The 18476-nt window shown below is 40.1% G+C and carries 20 protein-coding genes and 1 pseudogene; 11 read left to right on the forward strand and 10 right to left on the reverse strand.

Translation table 11 applies throughout. The features are described 5' to 3' along the window. The 3 genes and pseudogenes from AT15_RS10430 to AT15_RS07700 all read left to right on the forward strand — a co-directional run. Positions 1-230: pseudogene (locus AT15_RS10430) on the forward strand (transposase); the annotation flags it as partial. Between the two features lie 454 nt (positions 231-684). Further along, complete coding sequence (locus AT15_RS07695; RefSeq protein ID WP_235598535.1) at positions 685-1158, forward strand: hypothetical protein; 474 nt, start codon at positions 685-687, stop codon at positions 1156-1158. Next, positions 1139-1987, forward strand: a complete 849-nt coding sequence (locus AT15_RS07700) for a hypothetical protein (protein ID WP_068348070.1) — start codon at positions 1139-1141, stop codon at positions 1985-1987. The genes AT15_RS07695 and AT15_RS07700 overlap by 20 nt, the downstream gene beginning before the upstream one ends. 10 nt (positions 1988-1997) lie before the next feature. Here the strand turns inward: AT15_RS07700 and AT15_RS07705 are convergent, their stop codons facing one another. Then, entirely contained in the window at positions 1998-2315 is a 318-nt protein-coding gene (locus tag AT15_RS07705; protein ID WP_068348072.1) for a cupin domain-containing protein, read from the reverse strand. Between the two features lie 154 nt (positions 2316-2469). Between AT15_RS07705 and AT15_RS07710 the strand changes: the two genes are divergently transcribed. Both AT15_RS07710 and AT15_RS07715 read left to right on the forward strand, forming a co-directional pair. Then, complete coding sequence (locus AT15_RS07710; RefSeq protein ID WP_068348074.1) at positions 2470-2799, forward strand: hypothetical protein; 330 nt, start codon at positions 2470-2472, stop codon at positions 2797-2799. 40 nt (positions 2800-2839) lie between these two features. Continuing rightward, positions 2840-3790, forward strand: coding sequence for a WD40 repeat domain-containing protein (locus AT15_RS07715; RefSeq protein WP_068348076.1), 951 nt, complete (start codon positions 2840-2842; stop codon positions 3788-3790). Between the two features lie 262 nt (positions 3791-4052). On the opposite strand, the gene AT15_RS10285 is transcribed toward AT15_RS07715, so the two are convergent. Beyond that, a complete protein-coding gene (locus AT15_RS10285; protein WP_161484664.1) occupies positions 4053-4226 on the reverse strand; it encodes a hypothetical protein in 174 nt (57 codons plus the stop codon). A gap of 126 nt (positions 4227-4352) precedes the next feature. Here AT15_RS10285 and AT15_RS07720 point away from each other — a divergent pair, with 126 nt between their 5' ends. Next, a complete protein-coding gene (locus AT15_RS07720; protein ID WP_201029948.1) occupies positions 4353-4955 on the forward strand; it encodes a LysE family translocator in 603 nt (200 codons plus the stop codon). Here the strand turns inward: AT15_RS07720 and rsgA are convergent, their stop codons facing one another. The 4 genes from rsgA to AT15_RS07740 all read right to left on the reverse strand — a co-directional run bounded on the left by rsgA (position 4956) and on the right by AT15_RS07740 (position 7628). Next, positions 4956-5855, reverse strand: coding sequence for a ribosome small subunit-dependent GTPase A (gene rsgA / locus AT15_RS07725; protein WP_068348081.1), 900 nt, complete (start codon positions 5853-5855; stop codon positions 4956-4958). Positions 5856-6140: 285 nt separating this feature from the next. Next, positions 6141-6554 carry an FMN-binding protein gene (locus AT15_RS07730; RefSeq protein WP_068348083.1) on the reverse strand — a complete coding sequence of 138 codons (414 nt, stop codon included), beginning with the start codon at positions 6552-6554 and terminating at the stop codon, positions 6141-6143. Continuing rightward, on the reverse strand, positions 6554-7153 hold the full coding sequence (locus AT15_RS07735) for a TetR/AcrR family transcriptional regulator (RefSeq protein WP_068348084.1): 600 nt from the start codon (positions 7151-7153) through the stop codon (positions 6554-6556). The genes AT15_RS07730 and AT15_RS07735 overlap by 1 nt, the downstream gene beginning before the upstream one ends. Before the next feature lies 1 nt (position 7154). Next, positions 7155-7628, reverse strand: coding sequence for a flavodoxin domain-containing protein (locus AT15_RS07740; RefSeq protein ID WP_068348085.1), 474 nt, complete (start codon positions 7626-7628; stop codon positions 7155-7157). Between the two features lie 194 nt (positions 7629-7822). Here AT15_RS07740 and AT15_RS07745 point away from each other — a divergent pair, with 194 nt between their 5' ends. The 3 genes from AT15_RS07745 to AT15_RS07755 are packed head-to-tail and all read left to right on the forward strand — an operon-like array spanning position 7823 to position 10400. Then, positions 7823-8803, forward strand: coding sequence for a DUF5700 domain-containing putative Zn-dependent protease (locus tag AT15_RS07745; protein WP_068348086.1), 981 nt, complete (start codon positions 7823-7825; stop codon positions 8801-8803). 29 nt (positions 8804-8832) lie between these two features. Beyond that, complete coding sequence (locus tag AT15_RS07750; RefSeq protein WP_068348087.1) at positions 8833-9399, forward strand: LemA family protein; 567 nt, start codon at positions 8833-8835, stop codon at positions 9397-9399. A gap of 11 nt (positions 9400-9410) precedes the next feature. Further along, positions 9411-10400, forward strand: coding sequence for a M48 family metallopeptidase (locus AT15_RS07755; protein ID WP_068348088.1), 990 nt, complete (start codon positions 9411-9413; stop codon positions 10398-10400). 762 nt (positions 10401-11162) lie between these two features. On the opposite strand, the gene AT15_RS10290 is transcribed toward AT15_RS07755, so the two are convergent. Beyond that, positions 11163-11309, reverse strand: a complete 147-nt coding sequence (locus AT15_RS10290; RefSeq protein ID WP_161484665.1) for a hypothetical protein — start codon at positions 11307-11309, stop codon at positions 11163-11165. Positions 11310-11454: 145 nt separating this feature from the next. Then, entirely contained in the window at positions 11455-12741 is a 1287-nt protein-coding gene (locus AT15_RS07760; RefSeq protein ID WP_235598536.1) for an NAD(P)/FAD-dependent oxidoreductase, read from the reverse strand. A gap of 208 nt (positions 12742-12949) precedes the next feature. Between AT15_RS07760 and purB the strand changes: the two genes are divergently transcribed. Next, on the forward strand, positions 12950-14242 hold the full coding sequence (gene purB / locus AT15_RS07765; protein ID WP_068348091.1) for an adenylosuccinate lyase: 1293 nt from the start codon (positions 12950-12952) through the stop codon (positions 14240-14242). 23 nt (positions 14243-14265) lie between these two features. Then, complete coding sequence (locus AT15_RS07770) at positions 14266-15498, forward strand: adenylosuccinate synthase (protein ID WP_068348199.1); 1233 nt, start codon at positions 14266-14268, stop codon at positions 15496-15498. Between the two features lie 45 nt (positions 15499-15543). On the opposite strand, the gene AT15_RS07775 is transcribed toward AT15_RS07770, so the two are convergent. Then, complete coding sequence (locus AT15_RS07775) at positions 15544-16665, reverse strand: ABC transporter ATP-binding protein (protein WP_068348093.1); 1122 nt, start codon at positions 16663-16665, stop codon at positions 15544-15546. Positions 16666-16671: 6 nt separating this feature from the next. Then, positions 16672-18465 carry an ABC transporter permease gene (locus AT15_RS07780; protein WP_068348095.1) on the reverse strand — a complete coding sequence of 598 codons (1794 nt, stop codon included), beginning with the start codon at positions 18463-18465 and terminating at the stop codon, positions 16672-16674. Between the last annotated feature and the right edge of the window lie 11 nt (positions 18466-18476).

Consider the following 18476-nt stretch of genomic DNA (forward strand, 5'->3'; position numbering starts at 1 on the left):
TTCAATTGAGGCAAAGCTATGCCGAGAAGTATAAAAACCGTTGGGAGATAGAAAGAACTATTAACATTCTACAAGAGTATTTCACTCTGGAATACATCTGGTATGTGAAAAACAGGAATTATGATGCGGTATTGGGTTTGGCCATATTGGCATACAACCTCTGTGTTATTTTCAATGTCTTGAACAGCCGTCCTCACAGAAAGGTGGCTGATATTATTGGTTGTTACTGATTTTCGAGACACCCTATACTAAGAAAATAATGACAGCGACCATGAATACATGCTTTTCTGAATGAATTCAGAGCTGATATACTTAAAACGAAACTCAATATCTTGCCAAAAGTGTTTAAAAATAACTTGTGCTTGCGCAGGCAGAACAAATCTGCCGTGATTGGACAGGGTATTAATTTGCATTTTGATAGAATTCAATCTCAGCACTTTTACTACCAGCATTTTTAAAGGGTCATTACCTGTGTTTTCTATACCGTGGGGAACGTCTTTCGACTTTATTAAACTTATGAATTAGTATATGATAAACTATAAATTAGTATATAGAAAACTAATATATGGGGTGAGGAATGAATTATTTAGACATTGAGAAAGTTTTGAAAGCACTGGATTTACAGCTCAAAAAAACAACAAAAGATTAGAGATTGTTATCTGTGGCGGATCAGCACTTTCTGTTATGGGACTCATAAGAAGGGTTACAAAAGATATAGACATTTTAGGAGTTGTCGATAGAAGTGGCGGAATTTTTAGAATAATTAAGGCAGATTTCCCTGATTGGCTTGAAGAAGCGTTAGCAAAAGTCGCGAGAGACTTTAATATTCCACATAACTGGATGAATCCCGGGCCAACTTCACTGGTTGACCTTGGCTTACCTAAAGGGTTAGAGGATCGACTTACAAAAAAGAATTATGGGAATAATCTGACGGTATATTACATTTCAAGATTTGATCAGATACATTTTAAGCTATATGCATCAGTAGATAGAGGAGGGTACCATGTGGATGATCTTCTCAAATTGAAACCGACAAGCGAGGAGATAGAAATAGCTGCTCGTTGGAGCATGACTCATGATGTGTCTGAAGGATACCGAAAAGTCCTAAAAAGCTTGTTAAAAAGGCTGGGCTATGATGATGTTGTCGAAAGAATTTAAGAACCATTTGATTGAAACATCGATATCTATATTATGGGATCAATGGAAGAATCTGGGAGCCTGGATTGAACCAGGAGAGAAGTTTAAATTTTATTCTGACCCAGAGGCCTCTGTTCTTTTTTCGATGTATTTTGCAAATCATGAAAAGCGATTTGGAAAAATCATAGAAGAATGGATTGCGGTAAATAGACAGCACTTAAATGCGACACGCTTGAAAAGGCTCTCAAAGATGTTTCCCAATAAATGCAGGATTTTTGATCATGTAGAATCCAAAATGCAGATTCCAGGAAAACCAAAATTTGTAAGCAAACTTGATATACTGCTACCCGAAAATCTCTTGCCAAGATTAAGGTTCCTTTTTGGATGTTCAACAAAAGCAGAGGTTGTTTTTCACTTACTAACCAGGGGAAGTTCAAATTCAAATCAAATCGCAAAAGAAAGGTTTCTGAACCAAAAAGCTGTCCTTATAGAGCTTAACAAGCTTTCAGAGGCAGGGTTGTTAATAGAAAAAAGAACAGGAAGGGGAAGGAGTTTCAGTATTTCTTCGGATTTTGCCAGAGTCTTGCCCAAACCGCTCCTTTTTAGCACTGTTCCATGGGTTCTTCTTACAGCAACTTTTTTGCTTGAGAAATGCTTGAAAGATGATTATTTGGAGGACGAATACCTCGTCTATTCAGCCTTTAACGATTTCAAAAAAGAAATAACTTTCATGCTTTTCAAATCACTGCCCTGCGAAATTCATCTAAATTCAAAAACAGCCGAAAAGTTTTACTCCAGCATAGTTGACTACTGGGAATGTCTTACCGGAAAAATAGTATCAGCTGAATAGACATTTCTCTTCACCCCCTCGGTGTTTTTACTACCAAAACTTTCAGGGGGTCATTGCCTGTGTTTTCTATACCGTGAGGAACGTCTTTTGGCCCTTCGATGAGTTCGTGTTTCGTAAGTTCAAAGCACTCATCACCTATGGTGAATCTGCCCTTTCCCTCAAGGACGAACATGAATATATCCACAGGGACAGTATGTAGTGGCAATGTGTATCCCGGTTCAATGGTGATGATATTTGCCTGTGCTGCTTCCCTGTCGTATATCCTTTTTGCTTTTATCCCTTCTTTTTGAAAAATTACCGGCAGTTCTTTCATGTTAACCTTTTTCATTTTCTGACCCTCCCTACATTTAATTATATTTATCATCTTATCTCAAAGCATACCTGTTTTCAGTAACGAATGTTACACGTGCAGTATCTTTCAAATTCAAAGCTCGTTCTGCATGAAATGATAAAATCTTTACAAGATAACCCGGGAGGTGCCTATGTCAAAGAAGAAAACACAACTGGAAGCATTGAGAAAAGACCTTGCTTTTCTGATGGACGATATAAACTACAAGCTGGAAGATGCTCTTTTAAGGCTTGGAGATCTCATAGAAAAGGAAGATGAGTTTTCCTTGAGTATTTTGAAAAGCATCAGAAGAATGCCCAAAAAGCGCAGGGAGCTCATTGCAAAATACATACAGGCTGTTGATTTGCGCGACAAAGAATTCATGAAAGCTGTTGAAGATAGCTGGGGCCTTGACGAAGAAGATTTTGAAGATTCTCTGGAATGGCTTCTAAAACAGGAATTGAAACCACCTGATAAAAAATAATTCGCTTTAACTAATTCCCAAATTTTGGGAGGTGCACGCCTTGGATTACAGAAAAGAACCCGTGATAAAGAGAATCAAAGCCCACAGGAGCTCTGTTGAAGGGGTTGCTGTGGATAGCAAGAAAAAAGTCTTTTTCACCTGTTCTTATGACCACACTATAAAAATGTGGGATTATGAAGGAAATCTATTAAGGAGCGTTGAATTTATTTCAAAAAAGGGAGAACCGGAAATTGTCACAGCAATTGCTCTGGATTCAAGTGGGGAATTTCTTACAGCTGGTTCGAATACGGAGATAATTGTTTATTCTTTGCCCGAAATGCAACCCGTTTATAGAAAAAATTTCAGGAATGTTGGTGTAGAAACGCCTATGCCTGCTGTTGTAGCTGAGGTTTCTTCAATAGAGATTTCTCCTGATTCAAAGATAATAATTGCAGGCATAGACAATGGGACGATCAAGGTTTTCAAATTTCCCAATCTGGAATATGTGAACACCTTTCACCAGCAGACTTTTGGGCTCGGTATCAATCTGGCCTTTTGGAATTCAACAACTTTTTTCTCTGCCGCTGAATCTGTAAACAAATGGAATATCCACAATCCTGATTCAGTAAGACCCGACTTTCTCGAACTCCCCTATGATTTCAAAGCCCGGGAGATAACGATAGATCACGCCAAAGGATTGCTATATGTGGCGGGAAGCGGTGAAAGAAATAACATCAAGGCTTATTCAATGGATGATTTGAAGCTTCAAAGCTCTATTCCAGAATCACAAACTGTGACAGCTTTAAGGGTATCTCCTGAGGGAATTGGCTTTGCAGGGACAAAGGATAGGGATAACGGAGACAGTTTGAAACTATGGGATATGGAAGCAGGAGAACTCTTAAATGCTTTAAATTGTCCCCTTCCGAACCTTAACTCTCTTGAAATTTCGCCAGAAGAGGGGCTCTTGATCTCCACCCACGAAAATGGCTCGGTTGTACTGTGGAAATTCTGAAACAGCAACTCCGACAAGGCCGACGGGACCGTCAAATTCCGGACAGCTCCGACAGTGCATGGAAAGCGATCTGAGAACCGGGAGAAAGAATGAAAACAGCTATGCTGAGATAAAGCTCAGGCCATGCGTGACTTTGTCACGGCTCTGCATTCCTTCGGAATGGCTGTTCGCGTGCGGCGGAGAAGAACCGAGTTACGAGTCACGAGTTACGAGAGACCAAGAAATTAAGTACCGGGTTGTGAGAAAAATCTTAAAGATATGTTTAGGTACTACTCATTACTCGTGGCGTTACTCGGCTTTTTGATTTCTTTGCAATCGTCGTTCCATCAACTGTCGCCTCACCAGCAGTCGTATTACCATTTGTCAGCCTTCGCAAGCGTCGCCCCATCAATTGTCGTCCCATCAATTGTCGTACCACCAACTGTCGTATTACCATTTGTTAGCCTCCGCAAGCGTCGCATTATCAGCTGTCGCTTCATCAATTGTCGTTTTTTCACTTCATATTTCAGAAAATCCTCGCTTTGTGGTAATATAAGCTAATACATTTTGAGGTGGGATGACCGTGTTTCAATTGTTTCCTTTTTTGGCTTATGTGTTTACTATGAGCTTTACTCCGGGGCCGAATAACATCATGTCAATGGCTAATGGTAACCGCTTCGGATACAAAAAGACTCTGAAATTTCTATTGGGAGTCGCTTCTGGCTTTTTTGCGCTATTGATTATCAGCGGAATATTCAATATAGCACTCGAAAAAGCAATGCCGGGTATTCAGCCATATGTGAAAATTTTTGGGGCATTGTACATCGGCTATCTTGGTATAAGTGTTATGATACCCCAGAAGAAAGCCAAAGATGCCCGAACCAACCTTAATAATTATTTTGTAGGATTTGTTTTGCAATTTGCAAATCCCAAGGGAATTCTCTTTGGTATAACGGTTATGGCAAATTTTATTGTGCCCTATTACACTTCTGCTGTTGCATTGATTCTGTTTTCGCTATTTATGTCTTTTGTTGCTTTTCTTGCTATCTCGAGCTGGGCCATTTTTGGTGTGCTTTTTCAGCGCTTTTTTTCCAGCTATGGGAAAGTCGTAAATGTCGTTTTGGGCTTTCTATTGATTTACAGCGCCCTTTCAATATCAGGAATTTTTGCAGTGATAAAGCTGTAATTATCTACCCCTGAGCTTTATGTAGTTTTTATATCGCCGCTCTTCCAGAATGCCTGATTCGACTGCTTCTTTCACCGCACAACCGGGTTCATTTATATGTTTACAATCTCTGAACCTGCATTTTTCTGAAAGTTCTATTATGTCCTGAAACGCTCCGTCAATACCTGAACCGTTGTCAATTACTCCAAATTCTCTCATTCCGGGAACATCTATTATCCTTCCACCAAAGGGCAGTTCATAAACCTGCGAAGAAGTTGTCGTGTGCCTGCCTTTGTAATGGCTGCTGCTTACAGAATTGGTTCTTGCTTTTTCTTCTTCAAAAACTGCGTTGACGAGTGAGGATTTTCCAACACCGGAACTCCCTGCAAATACTGAGGTCTTGCCTTTTAAGAGTGATTTCAACTTTTCAATGCCCTCTTTTGTAACCGTGCTGGTCAGCAACGTTTTATAGCCGACATGCTGGTATTCCTCAATGTCTTCAAGGATTTCAAGGCTATTTACGAGATCTATTTTGTTGAAGCAAAGTATTGGTTCAATCCCTCCATGTTTAGCTGAGACAATATAGCGTTCTATAAGGTTTTTGTTGTATTTCGGTTCTCTGACAGCAAAGACAAGTATTGCCTGATCGATATTTGCGGCTATTATCTGTTCAAGATGCACTCCCCTTTTCCCGGCTCCTTTTCTCACCAGCTTGCTTTTTCGTTCCTCTATTGAGGTTATTACTCCCCTTCCGCCAACAACGGGTAGAAATTCCACATAATCGCCTACCACAACCAGAGTTTTTGTTGTACGGCTTTGATTGAAGAGCTTACCTCTAAGAGTGCAGTCCATCTCTTCCTTTGTATCAGTACTTCTTACTCTGTATAACCCTTTTTGAACGTTGATAACTATTCCTTTCAATGTTTTCTACCTCCATAAAAAAACACGGCCTAAGCCGTGGTCTTTGGTTTTGTTTTACTTAAATAAAAATAAATAAAAAAGCCACAGCTTTAGCACAGCGTGGCTTTTCAGAAATTCAAATTATTGTTAGATGCTAAAAGGCAAACAAGATCGGGAAGGCTACGCTGTGCTGAATGATGCATATGCAATTGTTTATGTTTCTCATTATTCTTCTGCTCATTCAGCATCACCTCCCGTGAAAGTCTTTTACAATTCATTATACAGAAAATTTATCAAAAAACCAAATCACATGTTCTGTTCCCCATTGCGCACAGCATTTTCAATTGCTTTGAGTATAGTTTTACTGCTGTATGTTGCACCGCTTATTATATCGACCTTGACACTTTGTTCTTCAATAACGGCGTCGATTATTCCTTCAGCTTTTTTGCCTTTTCCAGTTATGTGCTCGATTATCTCAATATCACTTATCTTCCCATCGTCAATTTTCACACGAACCTTCGCACTGACAAGTCCGAGCTTGTAATTTCCAAAGTAGTTTCCATCTTCGAGATTGGAATAATCAATATCCGAAAGCACAATAGTTTTCAGCTCTTTCTTCATTTGAGCGTATTCAGCAGAAAGTTTGATAGTAACGAAACAGCCGAATAGCACAACAGCTGCAACAACGACAATAAGAACGCGTTTTACTGTTTTTTTCATTATAAATCCCTCGATTCCGGTATCAGATATTCTATATTTGATTTTAATTCCTGAAGAAACTTTTCCGGCTCAAGCCGGGAAATGCCAAAGCTTCGAGCATAAAGCATTCCAAAAAGCATTGAAGTAATTATTCCTTCAAGTCTTAGCGCTTCATCTTTTGAATAGCTGTGCTCATTTACAAGTGTATGAAAAAGGCTCATTCTCAGCTGATACATTTCCACAAAATTGGGAAGCATGGCTTCATCTTCTACGGCGCTGAGATTTTCATTCATGAATATTATCTTGAACAGGTCGGGACTTTCAAGAAAAAACCGGGCAAATTCCAGATACGATGTCTTCAGCTTCTTTGCTGGTGGTAAATCCACTGATAGCTTATCATTAAGCCACTGCATTATATCAACTGCGTAGCTATCAATCACTGCGCTTAACAAACCATTGAGATTGCCAAAGTAGTTGTAAATGGTCGCCGGGGCGTATCCAGCTTCTTCTGCAATCCTTCTGACGTTCAACCCTTCTACGCCGTCTTTTTCTATTATTCTTCGTGCGGCTCTTATAAAATATTCCCGTCGCTTTTTGGCTCTTTTTTCTTTATCCGTCAAATCACTCCTCCTCAAATTCCTTAGCAAATTTAACGATGTTCTCTTCCTTCAATGAAGGCATTTCCTTGCCTTCAGCCATTTTCTGAATAATCTTTCTTGTGACTAAATTCATCTTTTCAAAATTGAATTCCCCGCCAAAATATCCTTTTACACTGCAATGGTTTAAAAATTCCCCGGGGAAATTCAGAGTGAGGTATTCATCAAATTTTTCTTCCACATCAGCCATACAAAGAAACAAACCAAGCTTCTTTTGTAAAAGCTCAGGGTGCTTTTTAATGAATCGCTTCAATTTTCCCGGTACATGGCTTGCATGAATATAACTTCCGATAATGACAGCATCATAACCTTTAATATCCTCTTTTGCTGCATTCTTTAAGCTCATCAGTTGAGTTTCGGATTTGAGATTTTCGGCCAGCTTTTTAGCGCATTTTTCAGTTGTCCCTGTTTTGCTTGTGTAAATAATCAGCGTTTTCACAGAAATCCATCCCCTTTTTTATATATGTGAACATTGTTCATTATTTGAACATAGTTTATCATCTTGTTTTTTTGCTGTCAACTATAGAAATAACTCCTTGAAGTTTTTCGAGAAATAGCGCTAACAAATTGAGAATGTGATAAACTGCGAAAGCGAAGTGGTATAATCAAGCGAAATGAAATGGGGGGATTTTTATGGGCTGGATACATTTCGAACCTGTTTTTGTGCTTACGGAATTGATTAAATCAAGAGGCATGAGTTTTGAAGATAAATTCGAAACTATCGAGGGCTCAACAATTGATGATATGTTCAATGAGTTTCAGGTGAATGAAGGAGAAAGAGAAAAAGTTCTGAAAGCGATTTTTGAAGAGAATTTTTCGAGAGAGGGTTTGTCAAAAGATGCTTCAGAATTGGTTTCTTATATTGAAAGCCTGAAAGAAAAAGAGAGGGAGATCCTTAGCTTTGCAGCAGAAATTCTACCTGAAGAAGAGACCATCTGGAATGAAGTCATTGAGAGGGCAAGGGAATATCTGCCTGAAAATGCCTCTTTTGAAAGCTTTGAGCTTTTTTTTACACCGATGCCGCGAAACGCAAGGATTACTCCCAGAAGTGCTTACTGTGACCCGCTATTTGCGCTGGAAGTGGGAAAAGAAGGCCTCATTTCCCTGTGCTCTCATCTTGCGCACCATATTGGTAGAGGGAGTATAGCAAAGGAATTCGATTTTAATCCTGATTCAATAAATGATTTGATCGTTGAGAAGTTCGTGTTTTTAGAAGCCGAAGGCATAGCAAACTGCGTTTCAGATGCAAGGAACCTACCAACGATGAACAAGTTGAAGGAATTCAGAGATAAAATCGAAGATGAATTCAGCGGGTACCTTGATATTTTGCAGGAATTGTATCTGGGATATCATCGCGGTGAGTACAAAGGGAATCTGGAAAGTTTAAAGGAAAAGGCGTGGCTTTTAAACTCTTTCATAGTTCCAGCTGGATGCAGGATGGCTTTCGAAATTGAAAAAGCTTTTGGAAGGGAAGCACTGGTAAAGACAGTAGGAAAGCCGCTTGAATTCTTGAAGCTGTATCAAAAAGCAGCCGAAGAAAATAACTTATTCCTTTTTGAAGAAGAAACTTTTGAATATCTCGAAGAAGATTTGCAGGGGCCTCAAATAAGTTAGAAATAATCGGACAGTATGGAGGTGGTTAAATGTTAATAGGAGCAGTTATTCTTGTAATAGTTCTTGTTCTCGTTTTCTGGTTTATAGGGGTTTACAACAGCCTGATTAGATTGAAAAAGCGTGTACAAAACGCCTGGGCTCAAATCGATGTGCAGCTTAAAAGAAGGCACGACCTGATCCCCAATTTGGTGAACGCTGTTAAGGGATATATGAAGTTTGAGCGCGAAACTCTTGAGAAGGTCATGGAAGCGCGAGCAAAGGCAATATCTGCGCAAGGCGTTGGCGATAAAATACAAGCTGAGAGAGAACTTGGAGGATTTCTTGGGCGTCTACTCGCTGTGGTGGAAAACTATCCAGAGTTGAAAGCCAATGAGAACGTAAAGCAGCTTATGGAGGAGCTTACCACAACAGAAAATAAAATTTCATACGCCCGCCAGTTCTATAATGATACCGCAACAAGGTTTAACACAAAAATCGAGGTATTTCCCGACAATATTGTAGCAGGTATGTATTCCAGCAAATTCGAAGCTTTCCCGCTTTTCGAAATAGAGGATAAAGCTGAAAAGGAAGTCCCGCAGGTTGATCTCAACATCTAAGGGGAAATTTTATGGCTTTTAGCGTGGATTTTTATGCCGAAGAACGCAAAAACATTCGGAAAACCGCTCTATTAGTTACACTTTTCTATATAATGATGGCTGCTTTTGGCCTGATAATAGATTTTGCCTTTGGCATGTTGCCGATATTTACAGCTGTATTCCTTTCGGTAGCAACTATCCAGTTTTTGGTATCCATCTATTCTGGAAAAAAGATGGTTTTGCGTTCTTTAAAAGCAAGGCCGTATAATCCGAAAAACTTTGAAGAGAAGCAGCTGAAAAACATATTGGATGAGCTCACCATATCTGCTGGCCTCTCTAAACCGCCTGAGCTATATGTTATCGACAATGACGAAGTTATAAACGCTTTCGCTACCGGTTTTAAGAGGGAGGATGCGGTGGTTTGTGTAACTACCGGATTGCTCAAAACACTTGATAGGGAAGAGACTTCGGGAGTTATCGGTCATGAATTGAGCCATATAGTAAACCGGGATATTCTGATTATGACAATGATATCAGCCCTTATAGGCGCTGTGGTGATCATCCAGATTTTTGCTGCAAGGACGCTGATAAATTATCTGAGATTTGGCGGTTTTGCGCGGGGCAGAAGAAAAAGCAAAAAGGACAACACAGGTATGGCGATTCTCGTATTTCTTGCAACTGTTGCAGGGCTTGCGACCCTCTTCTCATTTTTGGGAAAGCTCTCGCTTTTTGCTGTTTCCCGCACGAGGGAATATTTTGCAGATGCTCGCGCGGTTGAATTGACAAGAAATCCTGCAGGACTGGCAAGTGCATTGAGAAAAATCGCACTAATTTCAAAAAAGCTGCCCACGGCCAATACGGCGACAGCACATCTTTTCATTGCCGACCCTTTGAAGAGAAAGGTAAACGAAAAATCTTCAGCCTTTGCTTCGCTTTTCAGCACTCATCCACCTATCTATAAGAGAATCGCCACACTTGAAAATCGCCAACCTGAAGAAGTGAGAAAAGAATTGCAGTTATAATTTAGAATCTCCAAAGATTTATCTTGCTGATTTTAGAGTCAAATCGCTTTTCAATAGCCGATTTGGCGCTTTCTTTCGTTATTGTTTACATGCACACATATGCAATGGAATAATTACAAACACTAAATCAACTGCGAGGTCTACTCATAGATTTTCTATTGAGTAAAGTGCTATAATATATTAGAGTAATTTTATCGGATATGCAATCGTATTTAATATACAAGCAATTCCAACCAGAAAACATGAAAGGATTCACCGGAAATGCTTAACAAATGAAATTCCAGTATCAACAAAGTGTTTTGCCAACAGGAGGTGAATTTCTATGCGTGATAAAGAAAAGATAGTTTTTTACAAGGAAACTTTCAAGAGGTTGGAAAAGATAAAGGAAGACTTGATTTCGCGTATACATTACAGGTTTTAATTCTGATACCATAAATGAAAAACGTCCCTTTTGGGGCGTTTTTTTCTGGCATCATTGTGGTCGTAAACGCTGAGAATTGTTTGTAAATCGCTTGGAACTATAATTAGGGAGCCGAGTGACGTAATTCGAGTTGCGAGTGAAGCAATGAAAACCTGTGCTGGGTTTCACTCAGGCTGTGCGTGACTTTGTAACGGCTCTGCATTCCTTCGGAATGGCTCTGTGCCTGCGGCGGAGAAGAACCGAGTTACGAGTCACGAGAATCGAGAAAATGTGACCGAGAACCAAGAAAATAAGTACCTGGTTGTGAGAAAAATCTTAAAGATATGTTTAGGAACTACTCGTTACTCGAATGGCGTTACTCGGCTTTTTGATTGCCTTGCAATCGTCGCTCCATCAGCTGTCGCCTCATCAGCAGTCGTACTATTATTTGTCAGCCTTCGCGAGCATCGTACCATCAATTGTCGTACCACCAACTGTCGTATTACCATTTGTCAGCCTCCGCAAGCGTCGCTCCATCAATTGTCGTACCACCAACTGTCGTACTATCATTTGTCAGCCTCCGCAAGCGTCGCATTATCAGCTGTCGCTTCATCAATTGTCGCTCCACCAACAGTTATTTTTCAACCGTCATTTTCAGAGCAAGTTCCTTCCAAGCAATTTTCCATGGCCGGTGGCGTAGGTTATAGATCTTGTGTGCCCTGAACAATCTCCTATGAATTTGAGGTTTTTATACCTGTTGTTGTCAATTTTGTTTGAATAGAACTTAACTTCCACAGCATACATGAGGTTGTCGGGATAAACCACTCCGGGTACAACCTTTCCAAGCTTTTCAATGAATTCTGTGAGTGAAACCGTTATTCTTCTGGGAAGCACCAGGTTTATATCACCAAGGATAAAATCGCTTTCGGGCAACGTGGGTTTTACGCGCCCTAATCTTTTTGTACGTTTTGTATTTAGAAAATCATCATAGGTTTGAAGGATTACCTTTTTTCCACCAGCAAGAATATTGCTCAGTCTGCTTATGTAAGATCCATATCCAAAGGGGTCATTAAAAGGTTGTGTAAATCTTGTGGTGCAGAGTATCGCAAAATTGGTGTTTTCTGAACTTCCCTCTGAATTGGAATGCCCGTTAACGGTAACGAAGTCATCGTAGTTTTCCAGTACGACTTTTCCGGAGGGATTATTGCAGAATGTCCTGACTGTGTATCCCGTCTTTGTAATCAGTTTCACCTTGAATTCGTACATCTCGTTGTTTATGGCCTCGACAGCGTGATCGGGCAATTCATAACGCACACCTATATCCACTGTGTTGTTTGCCGCCACCAATTCGGGATGCTTTTCGGTGATTTTCTTTATCAGGCCGTGCCCACTTCTGCCGACAGCTATTACCAGATAATCGAATTCAGCTTCGAAGTCCTTTCCCAGAGCAACTATTTTGTCTTCAAAAATCTCTATGTCTTCGACCCGCTTATTGAAGTGGAAATGAATATTTGGCTTTGCTGAGAAGTCCTCATACACTTTTTTAAGTATAGAACCGAGTTTATCTGTTCCTATATGCCAGAACTTTGAGTTTACAGGCTCAAAACCTTCTGAATAGAAATCTTCGAAGTAAATAGACTTACTATCAAAGGATATGCCCGTTTTCACGCTTTTCCTATCTTCCGGATTGAGTTTATCTATGTAGAAGCGGACTACTTCATGCTGAATATGCAGAGGCAGTTCCATATCACCGCCCATAGTGCTTGAAACAAAGATTTTTCCGTCTGAACGTATCCCGCTAATGCTCGAACTATAAATATCCTTTGAACGCTCAAGAATATGTATTTCGTGGTCACTGTCTTTTAGTTCATTTATAAACCCTATCGCTGCTGCCCCAAATCCCACAACACCTATTTTCATAATTGCTGCCCCTGCGGGCATCCCCACCTCCTTGCCTAAATTTCCAGTGAACAAAAACCAACACCAATATATAGTATGCCTGTATTATTTCTTGAATACGAAGTTTAGTAAAAGATTGAGAAAAATCTATCCGGGTTGTCGTGTTATACTTTCAATGTTGACGGTAAATATGTTATAAACCCTGCGGTATAGATTGCCAAAGCAGGGTTATATTTTTTGGAGGTGCGAAATGATAGGAAGATATGCTCTTTCCCCTCTGAAAGAGATCTGGGAAGAAAAGCGAAAATATGAACGCTGGTTGCAAGTTGAACTTGCAGTGATAGAAGCTTTTGAAAGAGAAGGAACAGCTCCAAAAGGCACGGCTGAAAAAATAAAGGCAAAAGCTCATATAGATGTTCTGCGCATCCATGAGATAGAGGCCGAAGTTGATCATGACGTGATAGCTTTTATCAAAGCAGTTACAGAAAATCTCGGGGATGAAGCCAGATTTTTTCATAAAGGTCTTACGTCCTCTGATGTGGTGGATACAGCGCTTTCGCTTGCTCTCGTTGAAACCGGGAAATTTATTTTGGAAGCGCTGGATGAATTTTCTGATGCTTTGAAAAATAAGGCTAAAGAACACAGGAAAACCATCATTATGGGTAGGACTCACGGAGTCCATGCAGAACCCACATCCTTTGGTCTAAAAATGCTTTCTTTTCTCGCTGAAGCCGAACGAAATCGTGATAGACTCTATAGCTGCCTTGACAGATTGGCGGTTGGTAAACTAAGCGGAGCTGTTGGAAATTACGCCAATATTTCACCAGAAATTGAGAAAATAGCTCTTGAGAGATTAGGGTTGAAACCAACGAAACTCTCCACACAGGTTATTCCAAGAGATATACACGCAGAATTTTTATCTGTGCTCGCACTTATTGGTTCTGGAATTGAACGCCTTGCTGTAGAAATCAGACATCTTCAAAAAACGGAAGTGCTTGAAGTTCAGGAGCCATTTAAAGAAAAGCAAAGAGGATCTTCTGCTATGCCTCACAAGAAGAATCCCATTCTTTCAGAAAGGCTCAGCGGAATGGCGAGATTGTTGAGAAGTTATGCGCAGGTGGAATATGAAAACATTCCTCTATGGCATGAAAGGGACATATCGCATTCTTCGACTGAGAGAATAGTTTTTCCGGATGCAACGATGCTTGCGTATTATATGCTAAAAAAGGCGAGTTATCTGGTAAAAAACTTGACAGTCAATCAGGAAAGAATGCTTGAAAACTTCTCGCATTCAAAAAATCTTGTATTTTCACAGCGCGTAATGCTTGCATTGGTTGAAAAAGGCATGAGCCGCGAGAAAGCGTATAAATTAATCCAAAAATTGTCGGACAGGACATGGTATGAAGGAATAGATTTCAAAAAGGTAGTTTTGAAGGACCCCACAATTTCCGAATATTTGAAAACACAAGAGATCTCAGAACTTTTCAATCCATCATATTATTTACGGAACGTGGAAAAAATATACCGGAGATTTGGCCTTTGAAAGGGTTGAAAGGAGAGAGTAGAATGAAGCGCATTGCTGTGATAGGTGCCCAATGGGGAGATGAGGGTAAGGGAAAGATAGTGAATTACTTTGCCCGGAACTACAGATGGGTTATACGCTTTTCTGGAGGTGCGAATGCGGGTCACACTATTTATATAAAGGGAAAGAAATATGTCAATCACCTATTGCCGTCCATTGACCCCTATTCAGATTCCAGAGGTTTTCTAAGCAGCGGAATGGTTATCGATCTGGAAGAAATGGCGAAAGAGATTGAAAAGATGGAAGTGGATTTTCCGGGCATAGGAGAGCGTTTCTATGTTGACCCAGAAGCCGTTATGACCTTACCATGGCACAAAGAACAGGATATGCTGCTGGAAGGCATGCGCGAGAAGCCAATTGGCACAACAGGCAAAGGCATCGGTCCTGCATATACGGACAAAGTTTCGCGAGAAGGTTTGAAAATTTACATGCTGCAAGATGAAAGCACTTTACTTGAAAGGCTCAAAGAACTTTATGCCTTAAAAAGGGCTCTGTTTGGCGATAAATTCAGCATGGATTACAAAGAGATATTTGAGTATCTAATTAAGTTAAGGGACAGGCTTTTAAGGCTGGGAGTTAATATAGCGGGTTCCATAGAACTGATGGAAGATTTCAGGGAAAGCACCCTTCTTTTTGAAGGCGCACAGGGTGTTATGCTGGATCTGGATTTTGGCACTTACCCCTTTGTAACCTCTTCAACCTGTACGGCACATGGTGTTATTTCTTCTGGGTTTTCAACTGCTGAACTCGATGGAGTTTTCGGCGTAATCAAAGCTTATACTACCAGAGTCGGGAGCGGTGTTTTTCCTACAGAAGAACATGCTCATATTGCGGACATTATCAGGGAACGAGGATCTGAATTTGGTGCTACTACAGGACGCCCAAGAAGAGTTGGCTGGCTTGACTTGCCAGCTATCAGGTACGCTAAGGTGAGATCTGCTTTCACTCATCTTATAATAACCAAAGGCGATGTGTTAAGCGGGCTGGACGAGATAAAAGTCTGTGTTGCATATGAAATCGATGGAAAGGAAAAGAGAACACCTTTTACTTCGCAGGAATTGTTTAAGGCAAAGCCCATTTATCGGACGATGAAGGGCTGGAATTCGGTTAAAGACAAGAATTTTGATGATTATATAAAGTTTATCGAAGATGAAGTGGAACTTCCGGTAAGCTATGTTTCATATGGCCCGGGTACTGACGAAATTAACAAGAAATGATAATATCAAAGCCACCCTGAAACAGGGTGGCTTTTGTAATAGATTTTAGCCCAATAGATTCAAACCGCCGATGGCGAGCTTTTCACCGCTGCTTTTGCTAAATACGTTGTAATTGTATGAATCAAAATCCACCCCTATTTCTTCATCAATTTCAAAATCAACTCTTCCAAAGGTGACTATTGTAAGGGGTATACCTTTTAAGTTGGCCTTAATAATTGTTTCCATACCTGAGGGCAATGTGGAATATACGACACATCTATTTGCAGAATCTGCAGATATTTTTATATCTTCAGGTCTAATACCAACAATTACTTCCTGTCCGATCGAGAGGTTGTCAAGATTGTTTTTGGGGGTAAAATTGAATTCTAAATTCTCACCTTTCAATACATAACCCTTGCCATTAACATCAACAACTCTGGATTCGATGAAGTTCATAGAGGGATTACCGATAAAATCTCCAACAAATATATTTTTGGGGTTATCATAGATTTCAAGGGGTGGAGCGTATTGTTGTAGAACACCTTCTTTCATAAGGCATATTTTTGTAGCAAGGGTCATGGCTTCGTACTGATCATGGGTAACATATACAAAGGTTGCCTCGATTTCTTTGTGAAGCCTTTTTAATTCTGATCTCATTTCCATTCTTAGTTTAGCATCAAGATTTGACAGAGGTTCATCCATCAAAAGAACTCGCGGATTTGGTGCCAATGTTCTGGCAATTGCAACTCTTTGCTGTTGCCCGCCAGATAGCTCTGCTGGATATCTTTCAAGAAGGTCGGTTATTTTAACAAGCTCAGCCATTTCGTAAACCCTCTTCTTTATATCAGGTTTTTTCCATTTCAAATTTTCTAGTCCAAATGCAATATTCTGATAAACTGTCATATGAGGCCAAAGAGCATAATTTTGAAAAAGCAAACCAACATCCCTTTTATCCGGGGAGAGATTAATTTGTTTTTCACTAGAAAAAACCACTTTCCCATCTATTTCTATCTCGCCATCTGTTGGAGTTTCGAGCCCTGAGATCATTCGTAGGGTTGTCGTTTTTCCACACCCTGATGGCCCAAGGAGTGTTACAAAATCGCGGTCTTCTACAACCAGGTCAAAGTCTTTTACAGCGTATACTTTGCCAAAACGTTTTGTAATATGCTTGAGAACAATTTCAGGCATTCCGCTTCAACCTCCTATTCCTTTATCTATGCTAGAGCCTGTGATTTTGTTTATGAGCAAATTGAATATGAGCACAATAGAAATTATTAAGAGCACTATCGCGTTTGCATACTGATCCCAGCCTTTTTCGTTATATTGAAATAGCATTGTGGTAAGCAAACTTGTTGAGGGAGTTACGAGGAGTATGTAGAGCGAAAGTTCTCTCATACTTGAAATAAAGGGAAGCGAGTATCCAGAAATAAATGTTGGCTTTTGTATAGGTATGATTATTCTCAGCATACGCTTCCACCACTTCACTCCAAAGATTATAGCTGCTTCTTCGATTTCCCTACCAAGCTGTAATATCGCATTGATCCCCGCTCTTGAAGCAAAAGGTAGGTATTTTACTGAGCCCACCACAACAAGAATTGCAAAAGTTCCATATAAGGCTGGAATTATTCCTCTCCGAACTGAAAACATGGAAAGATATATGGCTCCAAAAGCCATGCTTGGTATCAAATAGGGAAAGAAGGCCAGCCTATCAAGCATGTTTGAAGCTTTTGTGCCTCTCTTCTTCGCTACTGCATAGCCAACGAGCATCCCAACCGTACCGGCTATAAAAGCAACGGTTAAAGAAAGGGTAAAACTGTTTACCAAACCTTTGTAAATATACTTGTTCTTTAAAATACCGGGCTCTCCGCTAGCGATATCAGGCCGCCCCTCTCCAACCCAGAATATCGTGGAAAAATTGCTTAAACTGTAATTTCCGGGTTCTACCAGGAAAGATTGAAAAGCAAAAGTCATTAGAGGAATTATGGAGATACCTATCAGTGTTAAAAGCATTAATGCTGATATAAAAGTTCTTAGTTTTCCAAGGTTCACCAATGAAATGTTAGAACTTTTTCCTGTAACTGTGGTAAATCCTTTTCTTCTACCTATAATAATTTGATTTATGGTTAATATCAAAGTACCGATTATTATCATTACAGAGGCGATGATATAACCCGCTCCCGGATTAACACCGTTCAATGTCCTGAACAATTGTGTTGTAAGGACTTGAAACCTCACAGGACCTCCAAGGAATGCAGGTACTGCAAAAGCACTCATTGAGCTCGAAAAAACCAGCAAAAAGGTTGAAAGAACCGCTGGCATTACAATCGGGAATGTTATCTTCCTCATGATTCTCATTCGTGAAGCCTTCAGAATCACCGCTGCTTCTTCAAGATTTGCATCCATATTTCTCAAAATGCCACCAATAAGTATAAATGCAAAGGGAGCATAATGCATTCCCAAAGTCATTACTATTGGAAAAAAGCCATAAGCAACCCAATCTGGCGTTGTAATTCCTGTCAAAGCGCTGAAGAGGCCGGGAGCACCACCAATACTACTGTTCTTAAAAAAGTTAATCCAGGCCATGGCTAATGTCCAGGAAGGCATTATGTATGGAAACAACATGAGCGTCGAAATTGCTTTCTTATATTTAAGATTGGTTCTAGTTACCATCCAGGCAAAGAAACCCCCGGTAAGCAACGAAAAGCCGCACACTGCAAGAGCAACAAGTGTTGTGTTTAATAGAGGTTTATAAAATAGATTCTTGCTTGATCTGCTGTTAAAAACATAGTTCCAGTGGTAAAAAGTAAAATCACCTGCACTTGACCCTCTAATTCTACGAACTTCGGAGGAATGAACTGTAAAAGTGTCAAAGGCAATTGAAAAAAGCGGGACAATTGTCAGATATACAAGAGCCAGAAGTAGCATGACAAGAATAACATTCTCAGGTTTTTGAAAGAAGGCTACAATTCTATTCAAGAGCTTTGCCATAACTTACCTCC

The organism is Kosmotoga arenicorallina S304 (genome assembly GCF_001636545.1).
Taxonomy (GTDB): domain Bacteria; phylum Thermotogota; class Thermotogae; order Petrotogales; family Kosmotogaceae; genus Kosmotoga_B; species Kosmotoga_B arenicorallina.

Bases quoted from the DNA above. Each gene is read 5' to 3' on its own strand.
- purB (WP_068348091.1), top strand. From the start codon at position 12,950: ATGATAGGAAGATATGCTCTTTCCCCTCTGAAAGAGATCTGGGAAGAA.
- AT15_RS10290 (WP_161484665.1), bottom strand. From the start codon at position 11,309: ATGGTAATACGACAGTTGGTGGTACGACAATTGATGGTACGATGCTCG.
- AT15_RS10285 (WP_161484664.1), bottom strand. From the start codon at position 4,226: ATGGTAATACGACAGTTGGTGGTACGACAATTGATGGGACGACAATTG.
- AT15_RS07710 (WP_068348074.1), top strand. From the start codon at position 2,470: ATGTCAAAGAAGAAAACACAACTGGAAGCATTGAGAAAAGACCTTGCT.
- AT15_RS07755 (WP_068348088.1), top strand. From the start codon at position 9,411: ATGGCTTTTAGCGTGGATTTTTATGCCGAAGAACGCAAAAACATTCGG.
- AT15_RS07730 (WP_068348083.1), bottom strand. From the start codon at position 6,554: ATGAAAAAAACAGTAAAACGCGTTCTTATTGTCGTTGTTGCAGCTGTT.
- AT15_RS07760 (WP_235598536.1), bottom strand. From the start codon at position 12,741: ATGCCCGCAGGGGCAGCAATTATGAAAATAGGTGTTGTGGGATTTGGG.
- AT15_RS07770 (WP_068348199.1), top strand. From the start codon at position 14,266: ATGAAGCGCATTGCTGTGATAGGTGCCCAATGGGGAGATGAGGGTAAG.
- AT15_RS07745 (WP_068348086.1), top strand. From the start codon at position 7,823: ATGGGCTGGATACATTTCGAACCTGTTTTTGTGCTTACGGAATTGATT.
- AT15_RS07695 (WP_235598535.1), top strand. From the start codon at position 685: ATGGGACTCATAAGAAGGGTTACAAAAGATATAGACATTTTAGGAGTT.
- AT15_RS07705 (WP_068348072.1), bottom strand. From the start codon at position 2,315: ATGAAAAAGGTTAACATGAAAGAACTGCCGGTAATTTTTCAAAAAGAA.
- AT15_RS07750 (WP_068348087.1), top strand. From the start codon at position 8,833: ATGTTAATAGGAGCAGTTATTCTTGTAATAGTTCTTGTTCTCGTTTTC.
- AT15_RS07775 (WP_068348093.1), bottom strand. From the start codon at position 16,665: ATGCCTGAAATTGTTCTCAAGCATATTACAAAACGTTTTGGCAAAGTA.
- AT15_RS07780 (WP_068348095.1), bottom strand. From the start codon at position 18,465: ATGGCAAAGCTCTTGAATAGAATTGTAGCCTTCTTTCAAAAACCTGAG.
- AT15_RS07700 (WP_068348070.1), top strand. From the start codon at position 1,139: ATGTTGTCGAAAGAATTTAAGAACCATTTGATTGAAACATCGATATCT.